Genomic DNA, 13,494 nt, shown 5'->3' with positions numbered 1-13,494 from the left:
TTTGAAATGTGAGCAAAAGCCCGTTTTTGCCACGCTTCCCGCCACTCTTTTGATCCTGCTACAGGTTTTACCCCGATCGGGGTATGCATCTTTGACACATCCTTTAATATCTTAGCGGCTATAAAAATGGCTTATTAATTATGCGGTTTATTTGGTCGCTCTCAATTTTCAGAGCGCGTTAATGATGGAAGGTCAATGTGAAGATTGATGCATCCCGTCGGGGCATACTCACTGGTCGCTGGCGCAAAGCCAGTAACGGTATCCGTCCGCCCTGGTCCGGTGATGAATCTCATTTTCTGACCCATTGCACCCGCTGCGACGCCTGTATTAATGCTTGTGAAAACAACATTCTGCAACGCGGCGCGGGCGGCTATCCGAGCGTTAATTTCAAAAATAACGAGTGCAGCTTCTGTTACGACTGCGCGCAGGCTTGCCCCGAATCGCTATTTTCTCCGCGCCACACCAGGGCTTGGGATTTGCAGTTCACCATTGGGGACGCGTGCCTGGCGTATCAGTCTGTTGAATGCCGCCGCTGTCAGGATAGCTGTGAGCCAATGGCAATTATCTTTCGCCCGACGCTCTCCGGGATCTACCAGCCGCAACTTAATAGCCAACTTTGCAACGGATGTGGAGCATGTGCAGCCAGCTGTCCGGTATCAGCCATAACTGCGGAGTATCTCCATGCACACTAACTGGCAAGTTTGCAGCCTGGTCGTGCAGGCCAAAAGCGAACGAATTTCAGACATCAGCACCCAACTGAACGCCTTTCCCGGCTGTGAAGTTGCTGTCAGCGACGCGCCGAGCGGTCAGTTGATTGTGGTGGTGGAAGCAGAAGACAGCGAAACGCTGATCCAAACCATTGAGTCAGTACGCAACGTAGAGGGCGTGCTGGCGGTGTCGCTGGTTTATCACCAGCAGGAAGAGCAAGGTGAGGAAACACCATGAAACTCAGTCGTCGTAGCTTTATGAAAGCTAACGCCGTTGCGGCCGCTGCGGCGGCTGCCGGTCTCAGCGTGCCGGGCGTTGCCCGCGCCGTTGTTGGTCAGCAGGAAGCCATCAAATGGGATAAAGCGCCGTGCCGTTTCTGCGGTACTGGTTGCGGCGTTCTGGTCGGAACGCAGCAGGGGCGTGTGGTGGCCTGTCAGGGCGACCCGGACGCACCGGTTAACCGTGGCCTGAACTGCATTAAGGGCTATTTCCTGCCCAAGATCATGTACGGTAAAGACCGTTTGACGCAGCCGCTGTTGCGTATGAAAAACGGTAAATATGACAAAGAAGGCGAATTTACCCCAATCACCTGGGATCAGGCCTTCGATGTGATGGAAGAGAAATTCAAAACCGCCCTGAAAGAAAAAGGACCGGAATCGATCGGTATGTTCGGTTCTGGTCAGTGGACTATCTGGGAAGGTTATGCCGCGTCCAAGCTGTTCAAAGCGGGCTTCCGTTCGAACAACATCGACCCGAACGCACGTCACTGTATGGCGTCGGCAGTAGTTGGCTTTATGCGTACCTTTGGTATGGATGAGCCGATGGGCTGCTATGACGACATCGAGCAGGCTGACGCGTTTGTGCTGTGGGGCGCTAACATGGCGGAGATGCACCCGATCCTCTGGTCACGCATCACTAACCGTCGTCTCTCTAACCAGAACGTCACCGTGGCGGTGCTTTCTACCTACCAGCATCGTAGCTTCGAGCTGGCGGATAACGGCATCATCTTTACGCCGCAATCTGACCTGGTGATCCTGAACTACATCGCCAACTATATCATTCAAAACAATGCGATAAATCAGGACTTCTTCAGCAAGCACGTTAACCTGCGCAAAGGGGCGACGGACATCGGCTACGGTTTACGTCCGACCCATCCGCTGGAAAAAGCAGCGAAGAATCCGGGTTCTGACGCCTCCGAACCGATGAGCTTTGAAGATTACAAAGCCTTCGTTGCTGAGTATACGCTGGAAAAAACCGCTGAAATGACCGGCGTGCCGAAAGACCAGTTAGAACAACTGGCGCAGCTGTATGCCGATCCGAACAAGAAAGTCATCTCCTACTGGACGATGGGCTTCAACCAGCATACCCGTGGTGTGTGGGCCAACAACCTGGTCTACAACCTGCACCTGCTGACCGGCAAAATTTCCCAGCCGGGTTGCGGTCCGTTCTCCCTGACCGGGCAGCCTTCCGCGTGTGGTACTGCGCGTGAAGTGGGCACCTTTGCTCACCGTCTGCCTGCGGACATGGTGGTGACTAACGAGAAACACCGTGATATTTGCGAGAAGAAGTGGAATATCCCGAGCGGCACCATTCCGGCGAAAATCGGTCTGCACGCGGTGGCACAAGACCGTGCACTGAAAGACGGCAAGCTGAATGTTTACTGGACCATGTGTACCAACAACATGCAGGCCGGGCCGAACATTAATGAAGAGCGTATGCCGGGCTGGCGCGATCCGCGCAACTTCATCATCGTCTCCGATCCGTATCCGACAGTCAGTGCGCTGGCAGCCGACTTGATCCTGCCGACCGCAATGTGGGTAGAGAAAGAGGGGGCTTACGGTAACGCCGAACGCCGTACTCAGTTCTGGCGTCAGCAGGTACAGGCGCCAGGCGAAGCGAAATCGGATCTCTGGCAGTTAGTCCAGTTCTCCCGCCGCTTCAAAACTGAAGAAGTATGGCCGGAAGAGCTGCTGGCGAAGAAACCGGAACTGCGTGGCAAAACGCTGTACGAAGTTCTGTATGCCACCCCCGAAGTGAGCAAATTCCCGGTATCCGAACTGGCGGAAGATCAGCTGAACGATGAATCCCGCGAGCTGGGCTTCTATCTGCAAAAAGGGCTGTTCGAAGAGTACGCATGGTTTGGTCGCGGTCACGGTCACGATCTCGCGCCGTTCGATGACTACCACAAAGCGCGCGGTCTGCGCTGGCCGGTGGTGAACGGTAAAGAAACACAGTGGCGTTACAGCGAAGGTAACGACCCGTACGTGAAAGCGGGCGAAGGCTATAAGTTCTACGGTAAACCGGATGGCAAAGCGGTGATCTTCGCACTGCCGTTCGAACCGGCGGCGGAAGCACCGGATGAAGAGTACGACCTGTGGCTCTCTACCGGACGCGTTCTGGAGCACTGGCACACCGGCAGTATGACTCGCCGTGTGCCGGAACTGCACCGCGCCTTCCCGGAAGCGGTCTTGTTTATTCACCCGCTGGATGCGAAAGCGCGCGATCTGCGCCGTGGCGACAAAGTGAAAGTGGTTTCTCGCCGTGGCGAAGTGATCTCGATTGTTGAAACGCGCGGTCGTAACCGTCCGCCACAGGGCCTGGTGTACATGCCGTTCTTCGACGCCGCACAGCTGGTTAACAAACTGACGCTGGATGCGACCGATCCGCTCTCGAAAGAGACGGACTTCAAGAAGTGCGCAGTCAAACTGGAGAAGGTGTAAGCCATTATGTCCCGGTCAGCGAAACCTCAAAATGGTCGCCGCCGCTTTCTGCGCGATGTCGTTCGCACAGCAGGCGGGCTGGCTGCCGTGGGTGTGGCGCTGGGGTTACAACAGCAAACCGCACGCGCATCTGGCGTGCGGTTGCGCCCGCCCGGAGCCATAAACGAGAACGCCTTTGCCAGTGCCTGTGTGCGTTGCGGTCAGTGTGTTCAGGCTTGCCCTTACGACACCTTAAAACTGGCGACGCTGGCCTCTGGTCTGTCGGCGGGCACGCCATATTTTGTCGCACGGGATATTCCTTGCGAAATGTGTGAGGACATTCCGTGCGCCAAAGTGTGCCCAAGCGGTGCGCTGGATCGTGAGATTGAATCGATCGACGACGCGCGGATGGGGCTGGCGGTACTGGTGGACCAGGAAAACTGTCTCAACTTTCAGGGGCTGCGCTGCGATGTTTGTTATCGCGAATGCCCGAAAATTGATGAGGCCATCACCCTGGAGCTGGAGCGCAACACGCGTACCGGTAAGCACGCCCGCTTTCTGCCGACGGTTCACAGCGACGCCTGTACCGGTTGCGGTAAGTGCGAAAAAGTATGCGTGCTGGAACAACCGGCAATCAAGGTGTTACCGCTGTCACTGGCGAAAGGGGAGTTAGGTCACCATTACCGCTTCGGTTGGCTGGAGGGGAACAATGGCAAATCGTAAACGTGACGCCGGGCGCGAGGCGCTGGAGAAAAAAGGCTGGTGGCGCAGTCACCGTTGGCTGGTGTTACGTCGCCTTTGTCAGTTCTTCGTGCTGGGGATGTTTTTGAGCGGTCCGTGGTTTGGTGTGTGGATCTTACACGGTAACTACAGCAGTAGCCTGTTATTCGACACCGTTCCGCTGACCGATCCGCTGATGACGCTGCAAAGTCTTGCCAGTGGTCATCTGCCTGCCACGGTGGCGTTGACCGGTGCGGTGATTATCACCGTGCTCTACGCCCTGGCGGGAAAGCGATTATTTTGCAGCTGGGTCTGCCCGCTGAACCCGATTACCGACTTAGCGAACTGGTTACGCAGGCGCTTTGACCTCAATCAGTCTGCGACGATCCCTCGCCACATTCGCTACGTGCTGTTGGTGGTCATTCTGCTGGGATCGGCCTTAACTGGCACGCTCATCTGGGAATGGATCAACCCCGTATCTCTGATGGGGCGCAGCCTGGTAATGGGCTTCGGCAGCGGCGCGCTGCTTATTCTCGCGCTGTTTTTATTTGATCTACTGGTCGTTGAACACGGCTGGTGCGGGCACATTTGTCCGGTTGGCGCGCTGTATGGCGTGCTGGGTAGCAAAGGTGTGATTACCGTTGCGGCCACCGATCGGCAGAAATGTAACCGCTGTATGGATTGTTTTCATGTTTGCCCGGAACCGCATGTGCTACGTGCCCCGGTGCTGGATGAACAAAGCCCGGTGCAGGTCACCAGCCGCGATTGCATGACGTGCGGTCGCTGCGTGGATGTCTGTTCTGAGGATGTATTTACAATAACTACACGATGGAGTTCGGGAGCGAAATCATGAAAAGCCATGACCTGAAGAAAGCGCTGTGTCAATGGACGGCGATGCTGGCCCTGGTGGTAAGCGGCGCGGTTTGGGCGGCTAATGGCGTCGATTTTAGCCAGTCGCCGGAAGTATCCGGGACACAGGAAGGGGCCATTCGGATGCCAAAAGAGCAGGAACGGATGCCGCTGAACTATGTGAATCAGCCGCCAATGATCCCGCATAGCGTTGAAGGTTATCAGGTAACGACCAATACCAACCGCTGCTTGCAGTGCCACGGTGTCGAAAGTTATCGCACCACTGGCGCGCCGCGTATCAGTCCTACTCACTTTATGGACAGCGACGGCAAAGTGGGCGCGGAAGTGGCTCCGCGTCGTTATTTCTGTCTGCAATGTCACGTACCGCAGGCCGATACCGCGCCAATCGTGGGGAATACCTTTACCCCATCAAAAGGTTACGGGAAATAAGAGGTTATTATGGGAAATTCTGACCGTAAGCCTGGTCTGATTAAGCGCCTGTGGAAATGGTGGCGTACCCCCAGCCGTCTGGCGCTGGGGACGCTGCTGTTGATCGGTTTTGTTGGCGGCATCGTCTTCTGGGGTGGCTTTAACACCGGGATGGAAAAAGCCAATACCGAAGAGTTCTGCATTAGCTGCCACGAAATGCGCAACACGGTGTATCAGGAATACATGGATTCCGTGCACTACAACAACCGTAGCGGCGTCCGTGCGACCTGTCCGGATTGTCACGTTCCGCACGAGTTTGTGCCGAAGATGATACGCAAGCTCAAAGCAAGTAAAGAGCTGTATGGTAAAATTTTTGGCGTTATTGACACGCCGCAGAAATTTGAAGCTCATCGTCTGACGATGGCACAGAATGAGTGGCGGCGCATGAAGGACAATAACTCGCAGGAGTGCCGTAACTGTCACAACTTCGAGTATATGGATACAACCGCCCAGAAATCGGTTGCCGCGAAGATGCATGACCAGGCGGTGAAAGATGGGCAAACCTGTATTGATTGCCATAAAGGGATAGCGCACAAGCTGCCCGATATGCGTGAAGTCGAGCCAGGTTTTTAACAGGGTTATTGCGTGGGTATGCTTGAAGCCAGAGAGTTACTTTGTGAGCGGGATGAACGAACCTTATTTAGTGGCTTGTCATTTACGCTGAACGCAGGAGAGTGGGTACAAATCACCGGTAGCAACGGCGCGGGGAAGACAACGCTTCTCCGTTTGCTGACTGGGTTGTCTCGCCCTGACGCTGGCGAGGTTCTCTGGCAAGGGCAGCCCTTGCATCAGGTACGCGACAGCTACCATCAAAACCTGTTATGGATAGGCCATCAGCCGGGGATCAAAACCCGGCTGACGGCGTTAGAAAATCTGCACTTTTATCATCGCGATGGCGATGCCGCACAATGTCTGGAAGCCCTGGCGCAGGCCGGGCTTGCCGGATTCGAAGATATTCCGGTAAATCAACTTTCTGCCGGGCAACAACGCCGCGTCGCTTTAGCGCGTCTGTGGCTGACCCGTGCCACGTTATGGATCCTCGACGAGCCTTTTACCGCGATTGACGTTAACGGCGTCGATCGTCTGACCCAGCGTATGGCGCAGCATACGGAGCAGGGGGGGATTGTGATTCTGACTACCCACCAGCCGCTCAACGTTGCTGAAAGTAAAATTCGCCGCATTTCACTGACGCAAACGGGGGCCGCATGATGTTCTGGCGCATTTTCCGTCTTGAGCTGCGCGTAGCGTTTCGCCATAGCGCCGAAATCGCCAACCCGCTGTGGTTCTTCCTGATTGTAATTACCCTTTTTCCGCTCAGTATCGGTCCGGAGCCGCAACTGCTGGCGCGTATTGCACCGGGCATTATCTGGGTTGCTGCGCTGCTTTCATCCTTGCTGGCGCTGGAACGACTGTTCCGTGACGATTTGCAGGACGGCAGTCTTGAACAATTGATGTTGTTGCCGTTACCCTTGCCCGCCGTTGTGCTGGCGAAGGTGATGGCGCACTGGATGGTAACCGGTCTGCCGTTACTCATCCTTTCGCCACTGGTAGCAATGCTACTGGGAATGGATGTTTATGGCTGGCAAGTGATGGCGCTGACGCTGCTGCTGGGAACGCCTACGCTTGGCTTTCTCGGTGCACCGGGTGTGGCGTTGACTGTGGGACTTAAGCGCGGTGGTGTGCTGCTCAGCATACTGGTGTTACCGCTGACTATCCCATTACTCATCTTTGCCACCGCCGCGATGGACGCGGCTTCCATGCATTTGCCCGTTGACGGGTATCTGGCAATTTTAGGCGCGTTGCTGGCAGGCACCGCGACATTAAGTCCTTTTGCGACGGCGGCAGCGTTACGAATCAGCATTCAATAACGCTGGATTACTGATTTTTGTTCGAGTCTGGTATCGAAACTATGTGGAAAACACTGCATCAACTGGCGATCCCACCACGGCTGTATCAAATCTGTGGCTGGTTTATACCGTGGCTGGCAATTGCCAGTGTGGTCGTGCTTACCGTCGGCTGGATCTGGGGATTCGGCTTTGCTCCGGCTGATTATCAGCAGGGAAATAGCTACCGCATTATCTACCTGCATGTGCCTGCGGCGATCTGGTCGATGGGCATTTATGCATCAATGGCGGTGGCGGCTTTTATTGGCCTTGTCTGGCAGATGAAAATGGCCAACCTGGCGGTGGCGGCGATGGCCCCCATTGGTGCCGTGTTTACCTTTATTGCCCTGGTTACCGGCTCTGCATGGGGAAAACCGATGTGGGGCACCTGGTGGGTATGGGATGCACGTCTGACTTCTGAACTGGTGCTGCTGTTTTTGTATGTGGGTGTGATTGCCCTGTGGCACGCCTTCGACGACCGCCGTCTGGCGGGCCGTGCGGCAGGTATCCTGGTGCTGATTGGCGTGGTGAATCTGCCGATTATTCATTACTCCGTGGAGTGGTGGAACACCCTGCATCAGGGATCAACGCGGATGCAGCAAAGTATCGATCCGGCGATGCGTTCGCCGCTGCGCTGGTCGATTTTTGGCTTCCTGCTGCTGTCTGCCACGCTGACGCTGATGCGGATGCGTAATTTGATTTTGCTGATGGAAAAACGCCGTCCGTGGGTGAGTGAACTGATACTGAAAAGAGGCCGTAAATGACCCCTGCATTTGCTTCCTGGAATGAATTTTTCGCAATGGGCGGTTACGCCTTTTTTGTCTGGCTGGCGGTGGTGATGACCGTTATTCCGCTGGTGGTTTTGGTCGTGCACTCGGTGATGCAGCATCGCGCAATTCTGCGTGGTGTGGCGCAACAGCGGGCGCGTGAGGCGCGTTTACGTGCTGCGCAACAGCAGGAGGCTGCATGAATATTCGCCGTAAAAACCGCTTGTGGATTGCCTGTGCCGTGTTGGCAGGGCTGGCGCTGACTATCGGTCTGGTGCTATATGCGCTGCGCTCGAATATCGATCTCTTTTATACGCCGGGGGAAATTCTCTACGGCAAGCGTGAAACTCAGCAAATGCCGGAAGTCGGGCAGCGTCTGCGCGTTGGCGGGATGGTGATGCCGGGTAGTGTGCAGCGCGATCCCAATTCGCTGAAAGTGACCTTCACTATTTACGATGCTGAAGGCTCAGTGGATGTCTCTTACCAAGGCATTTTGCCGGATCTGTTCCGTGAAGGGCAGGGCGTTGTGGTGCAGGGCGAGCTGGAAAAAGGCAATCATATCCTCGCGAAAGAAGTGCTGGCGAAACACGACGAAAACTACACGCCGCCAGAAGTTGAGAAAGCGATGGAAGCTAACCACCGTCGCCCGGCGAGTGTTTATAAGGACCCAGCATCATGATGCCGGAAATTGGAAACGGGCTGCTGTGCCTGGCGTTAGGGATTGCGCTGCTGCTGTCCGTGTATCCGCTATGGGGCGTGGCGCGCGGAGATGCGCGCATGATGGCGTCTTCCCGCTTGTTTGCCTGGCTGCTGTTTATGTCTGTGGCTGGCGCATTTCTGGTGCTGGTCAATGCTTTCGTGGTCAACGACTTTACCGTCACCTATGTTGCCAGCAACTCCAATACCCAGCTTCCGGTGTGGTATCGCGTGGCGGCTACCTGGGGCGCGCATGAAGGCTCGCTCCTGCTGTGGGTGCTGCTGATGAGCGGCTGGACCTTTGCGGTGGCGATTTTTAGTCAGCGTATTCCGCTGGATATTGTGGCCCGCGTACTGGCGATAATGGGGATGGTCAGCGTCGGCTTTTTGCTGTTCATTCTCTTTACCTCTAACCCATTCTCACGCACGCTGCCGAACTTCCCGATTGAAGGGCGCGATCTTAACCCGCTGTTACAGGATCCGGGGCTGATCTTCCATCCGCCTCTGCTTTATATGGGGTACGTGGGTTTCTCGGTGGCGTTTGCTTTTGCCATTGCTTCTTTGTTGTGCGGGCGTCTGGACAGCACTTATGCGCGTTTTACTCGTCCGTGGACGCTGGCGGCGTGGATCTTCTTGACGCTCGGCATTGTGCTCGGTTCCGCATGGGCCTATTACGAACTCGGCTGGGGCGGCTGGTGGTTCTGGGATCCGGTAGAAAACGCCTCGTTTATGCCGTGGCTGGTGGGGACTGCGCTGATGCACTCACTGGCGGTCACTGAACAACGCGCCAGCTTCAAAGCGTGGACATTACTGCTGGCAATCAGTGCCTTCTCGTTGTGTCTGCTGGGGACTTTCCTGGTGCGTTCCGGCGTGCTGGTATCGGTACACGCGTTTGCCTCTGATCCGGCACGCGGTATGTTTATCCTCGCCTTTATGGTACTGGTGATTGGTGGTTCGCTGCTGCTGTTTGCCGCGCGTGGACACAAAGTTCGCTCACGCGTAAACAATGCGCTGTGGTCGCGGGAATCTCTGCTGTTAGCGAACAACGTTTTGCTGGTCGCCGCGATGCTGGTGGTATTACTGGGGACGCTGCTGCCGCTGGTGCACAAGCAACTGGGACTGGGCAGTATTTCGATTGGCGAACCGTTCTTCAACACCATGTTTACCTGGCTGATGGTGCCGTTTGCGCTGCTGCTTGGTGTCGGTCCTCTGGTGCGCTGGGGGCGCGATCGCCCACGTAAAATCCGCAATTTATTGATTATCGCCTTCATCTCAACGCTGGTGCTGTCGCTGCTGCTGCCGTGGCTGTTCGAAAGCAAAGTTGTGGCGATGACGGTGCTCGGCCTGGCAATGGCCTGCTGGATTGCTGTGCTGGCAATTGCGGAAGCTGCGCTGCGTATTTCACGTGGCACGAAAACCACCTTCAGTTATTGGGGAATGGTGGCGGCTCACCTGGGGCTGGCAGTGACAATTGTTGGCATTGCTTTTAGCCAGAACTATAGCGTTGAGCGTGATGTGCGCATGAAGTCCGGCGATAGCGTCGATATTCATGAATATCGCTTCACCTTCCGTGATGTCAAAGAGGTGACTGGCCCGAACTGGCGTGGCGGTGTGGCGACTATCGGCGTAACGCGCGATGGCAAGCCGGAAACGGTGCTGTATGCGGAAAAACGTTATTACAACACTGCCGGGTCGATGATGACCGAAGCGGCAATTGACGGCGGCATCACGCGTGACCTGTACGCCGCGCTCGGTGAAGAGCTGGAAAACGGCGCGTGGGCCGTGCGTCTTTACTACAAACCATTTGTTCGCTGGATTTGGGCGGGCGGGCTGATGATGGCGTTGGGCGGACTACTGTGTCTGTTTGATCCTCGCTATCGTAAGCGCGTGAGTCCGCAAAAAACTGCGCCGGAGGCCGTATGAAGCGCAAAGTATTGTTAATTCCGTTGATTATCTTCCTGGCGATTGCCGCGGCGCTGCTGTGGCAGCTGGCGCGTAATGCCGAAGGGGATGATCCGACCAATCTGGAATCGGCGCTCATTGGCAAGCCTGTGCCGAAGTTTCGTCTCGAATCACTGGACAATCCGGGGCAGTTTTATCAGGCGGATGTGCTGACTCAGGGCAAACCAGTGCTGCTTAACGTCTGGGCGACCTGGTGTCCGACCTGCCGTGCGGAACATCAATATCTGAATCAGCTTTCAGCGCAGGGCATTCGCGTGGTCGGCATGAACTATAAAGACGATCGCCAGAAGGCAATCAGCTGGCTGAAAGAGCTGGGCAATCCTTACGCGCTAAGCCTGTTTGATGGCGACGGCATGTTAGGGCTGGATCTCGGTGTCTATGGCGCGCCAGAAACCTTCCTTATTGACGGCAACGGTATCATTCGCTATCGCCATGCGGGCGATCTCAATCCTCGCGTCTGGGAAGAAGAGATCAAGCCGCTGTGGGAGAAATACAGTAAGGAGGCCGCACAATGAGGTTTTTATTGGGCGTGCTGATGCTGATGATCTCCGGCTCAGCACTGGCGACCATCGACGTGTTGCAGTTTAAAGATGAAGCACAGGAACAACAGTTCCGTCAGCTCACTGAAGAACTGCGCTGCCCGAAATGCCAGAACAACAGCATTGCCGATTCCAACTCGATGATTGCCACCGACCTGCGTCAGAAAGTGTATGAACTGATGCAGGAAGGTAAAAGTAAAAAAGAGATTGTCGATTATATGGTGGCGCGTTACGGCAACTTCGTCACTTACGATCCGCCGTTAACGCCGCTGACCGTGCTGCTGTGGGTGCTTCCGGTAGTGGCTATTGGCATTGGCGGTTGGGTCATATACGCCCGCTCGCGGCGTCGGGTACGCGTAGTGCCGGAAGCGTTTCCTGAACAAAGCGTGCAGGAAGGTAAGCGTGCCGGATATATTGTTTATTTGCCGGGCATTGTGGTGGCGTTAATTGTGGCTGGCGTCAGCTACTACCAGACCGGAAATTATCAGCAGGTGAAAATCTGGCAGCAGGCCACGGCACAGGCTCCGGCGTTGCTGGACAGGGCGCTGGATCCGAAAGCCGATCCGCTCAACGAAGAAGAGATGTCGCGTCTTGCGCTGGGGATGCGTACTCAACTGCAAAAAAATCCGGGAGATATAGAAGGCTGGATTATGTTGGGCCGCGTTGGCATGGCGCTGGGTAACGCTAGTATCGCCACCGATGCATACGCTACTGCGTATCGCCTCGATCCGAAAAACAGCGATGCCGCACTGGGTTATGCTGAAGCGTTGACACGTTCATCTGATCCCAACGACAACCGCCTCGGTGGTGAACTGCTGCGCCAGTTGGTGAGAAGCGACCACAGCAATATCCGTGTGTTAAGCATGTATGCGTTTAATGCCTTTGAGCAGCAGCGATTTGGCGAAGCCGTTGCCGCGTGGGAGATGATGTTGAAACTCTTACCTGCCAACGATACTCGCCGTGCGGTGATTGAACGTAGTATCGCGCAGGCGATGCAACATTTGTCGCCGCAGGAGAGTAAATAAAAAGAGGCCCGATGGTGATGCCATCGGGCTATTTTTATTGTGCCCCGCGTTGTTGCAGGAACAGAATGGTGGCTGCCACGCGTGAGCGGACATTGAGTTTGCGCAGCAGATTGCGAATATGTACTTTTACTGTCTGCTCTGAAATATTCAACACCGAGGCAATCTGTTTATTTGACAGCCCCTGTGCCAGCTCGTGCAGAACATCCAGCTCGCGCTCCGTCAGCACGCTGAAGGGATCTTCTTCCGCGCCAAACATTTCACGTTCACGTAAGTACTGATTGACGCGTTCGCTAAAGACTTTGCTGCCTTTCGCTCCAGCACGAATTGCTTCCAGCAATACTTCCGGGTCGCTGTCTTTCAACAGATAACCGTCTGCGCCTGCGTCTATCAGTGCAAAGACATCGCTGGAGGCATCTGATACGGTCAGGATAATAATTTGCGCGGTAACGCCATCCCTGCGCAAGGCATTGAGGGTATCCAGGCCACTCATACCTTTCATATTGAGATCCAGCAAGATCACGTCGATATCCAGTCTATTCGCCAGATCGATCGCGCTCGCGCCGTCGCCCGCTTCGGCGACCACTTCAAAGCCAGGATCAAGCTCCAGTAACTGACGAACACCGCGTCGCATAAGTGGATGATCATCCACAATCATCACCTGAAAAGGCGTTGCTTCAGGCATAGTAGTCTCCTGAGGTTTTATTAGAATCATTATGTTTGAGCGTAGCGTTGGTAACGCTACCAGGCGCGTGAATGTTACCCCATTTTATGTATGGACATGTAGTGAAAACTACAACCTTGTCGTTCGCTTTGGCATCATTTTCATTATAAAGACGGAATTTTGCATCAGCTTCTCATCAAGAAAAACAACTAAAAAATCAATCACAATACTTGTGCATTTCTTTAAACAGTTTTTAAAAACTGACTCCGGGTATGGAGCTATGGGTATTTTCCGTACCCAATGCTTTTAACAGCAATTAATTTCATAGGATGAAAGCTCAATGCATCAATCTGGTTCTGTTTCTCTTTGTCGTTCCGCAATATCTGTTCTGGTGGCTACAGCGTTATATTCACCCATAGCATTGGCATCAACAGTTGAGTATGGTGAGACAGTTGATGGTGTTGTCCTGGAAAAAGATATCCAGCTGGTTTATGGG

At 54.8% G+C, this 13,494-nt stretch carries 17 protein-coding genes and 1 pseudogene; 16 read left to right on the top strand and 2 right to left on the bottom strand.

Annotation, left to right across the window (positions count from 1 at the left end; genetic code table 11):
• A pseudogene (yojO, locus tag E0D98_RS28455) lies at positions 1–89 on the bottom strand (protein YojO); the annotation flags it as partial.
• A 108-nt stretch (positions 90–197) separates the two neighbouring features.
• Between yojO and napF the strand changes: the two are divergent.
• From napF to ccmH, 15 genes are read left to right on the top strand one after another with little or no spacing between them, the layout of a single operon-like run.
• The gene (gene napF, locus E0D98_RS15665; RefSeq protein ID WP_000686735.1) at positions 198–692 is read left to right on the top strand and encodes a ferredoxin-type protein NapF; all 495 of its coding nucleotides are present in this window, start codon (positions 198–200) and stop codon (positions 690–692) included.
• Complete coding sequence (napD, locus tag E0D98_RS15660) at positions 682–945, top strand: chaperone NapD (RefSeq protein ID WP_000557378.1); 264 nt, start codon at positions 682–684, stop codon at positions 943–945. The genes napF and napD overlap by 11 nt, the downstream gene beginning before the upstream one ends.
• Entirely contained in the window at positions 942–3,428 is a 2,487-nt protein-coding gene (gene napA, locus E0D98_RS15655) for a periplasmic nitrate reductase subunit alpha (protein ID WP_000778067.1), read from the top strand. Before napD ends, napA begins: the two co-directional genes overlap by 4 nt.
• Before the next feature lie 6 nt (positions 3,429–3,434).
• A complete protein-coding gene (gene napG, locus E0D98_RS15650; RefSeq protein WP_000091291.1) occupies positions 3,435–4,130 on the top strand; it encodes a ferredoxin-type protein NapG in 696 nt (231 codons plus the stop codon).
• Entirely contained in the window at positions 4,117–4,980 is an 864-nt protein-coding gene (gene napH / locus E0D98_RS15645; RefSeq protein ID WP_000013506.1) for a quinol dehydrogenase ferredoxin subunit NapH, read from the top strand. The genes napG and napH overlap by 14 nt, the downstream gene beginning before the upstream one ends.
• Complete coding sequence (napB, locus tag E0D98_RS15640; protein ID WP_000835177.1) at positions 4,977–5,426, top strand: nitrate reductase cytochrome c-type subunit; 450 nt, start codon at positions 4,977–4,979, stop codon at positions 5,424–5,426. Before napH ends, napB begins: the two co-directional genes overlap by 4 nt.
• Before the next feature lie 9 nt (positions 5,427–5,435).
• Entirely contained in the window at positions 5,436–6,038 is a 603-nt protein-coding gene (napC, locus tag E0D98_RS15635; protein ID WP_000528376.1) for a cytochrome c-type protein NapC, read from the top strand.
• Positions 6,039–6,050: 12 nt separating this feature from the next.
• Positions 6,051–6,674, top strand: a complete 624-nt coding sequence (gene ccmA / locus E0D98_RS15630; RefSeq protein ID WP_000525576.1) for a cytochrome c biogenesis heme-transporting ATPase CcmA — start codon at positions 6,051–6,053, stop codon at positions 6,672–6,674.
• Complete coding sequence (gene ccmB / locus E0D98_RS15625) at positions 6,671–7,333, top strand: heme exporter protein CcmB (protein WP_000971730.1); 663 nt, start codon at positions 6,671–6,673, stop codon at positions 7,331–7,333. Before ccmA ends, ccmB begins: the two co-directional genes overlap by 4 nt.
• A gap of 41 nt (positions 7,334–7,374) precedes the next feature.
• Complete coding sequence (gene ccmC, locus E0D98_RS15620; protein WP_001295447.1) at positions 7,375–8,112, top strand: heme exporter protein CcmC; 738 nt, start codon at positions 7,375–7,377, stop codon at positions 8,110–8,112.
• Complete coding sequence (ccmD, locus tag E0D98_RS15615) at positions 8,109–8,318, top strand: heme exporter protein CcmD (protein ID WP_000186540.1); 210 nt, start codon at positions 8,109–8,111, stop codon at positions 8,316–8,318. Before ccmC ends, ccmD begins: the two co-directional genes overlap by 4 nt.
• The gene (ccmE, locus tag E0D98_RS15610; RefSeq protein WP_001026422.1) at positions 8,315–8,794 is read left to right on the top strand and encodes a cytochrome c maturation protein CcmE; all 480 of its coding nucleotides are present in this window, start codon (positions 8,315–8,317) and stop codon (positions 8,792–8,794) included. The genes ccmD and ccmE overlap by 4 nt, the downstream gene beginning before the upstream one ends.
• Complete coding sequence (ccmF, locus tag E0D98_RS15605; protein ID WP_000982426.1) at positions 8,791–10,734, top strand: cytochrome c-type biogenesis heme lyase CcmF; 1,944 nt, start codon at positions 8,791–8,793, stop codon at positions 10,732–10,734. The genes ccmE and ccmF overlap by 4 nt, the downstream gene beginning before the upstream one ends.
• On the top strand, positions 10,731–11,288 hold the full coding sequence (dsbE, locus tag E0D98_RS15600) for a thiol:disulfide interchange protein DsbE (protein WP_000824439.1): 558 nt from the start codon (positions 10,731–10,733) through the stop codon (positions 11,286–11,288). The genes ccmF and dsbE overlap by 4 nt, the downstream gene beginning before the upstream one ends.
• On the top strand, positions 11,285–12,337 hold the full coding sequence (ccmH, locus tag E0D98_RS15595) for a cytochrome c-type biogenesis thiol:disulfide oxidoreductase CcmH (protein ID WP_001211587.1): 1,053 nt from the start codon (positions 11,285–11,287) through the stop codon (positions 12,335–12,337). The genes dsbE and ccmH overlap by 4 nt, the downstream gene beginning before the upstream one ends.
• Before the next feature lie 34 nt (positions 12,338–12,371).
• Here ccmH and narP read toward each other — a convergent pair whose 3' ends face one another.
• Positions 12,372–13,019 carry a nitrate/nitrite response regulator protein NarP gene (gene narP, locus E0D98_RS15590; protein ID WP_001113637.1) on the bottom strand — a complete coding sequence of 216 codons (648 nt, stop codon included), beginning with the start codon at positions 13,017–13,019 and terminating at the stop codon, positions 12,372–12,374.
• Positions 13,020–13,338: 319 nt separating this feature from the next.
• Here narP and E0D98_RS27945 point away from each other — a divergent pair.
• The coding region (locus tag E0D98_RS27945; RefSeq protein WP_240723739.1) for a hypothetical protein at positions 13,339–13,494 on the top strand (156 nt) is incomplete at its 3' end.

This window comes from Escherichia sp. KCJ4928 (genome assembly GCF_004352695.1).
GTDB lineage: Bacteria > Pseudomonadota > Gammaproteobacteria > Enterobacterales > Enterobacteriaceae > ECMA0423.
The sequence above is the reverse complement of the archived record's forward strand: the minus strand, read 5'-3'. Positions and strand labels throughout refer to the sequence as shown.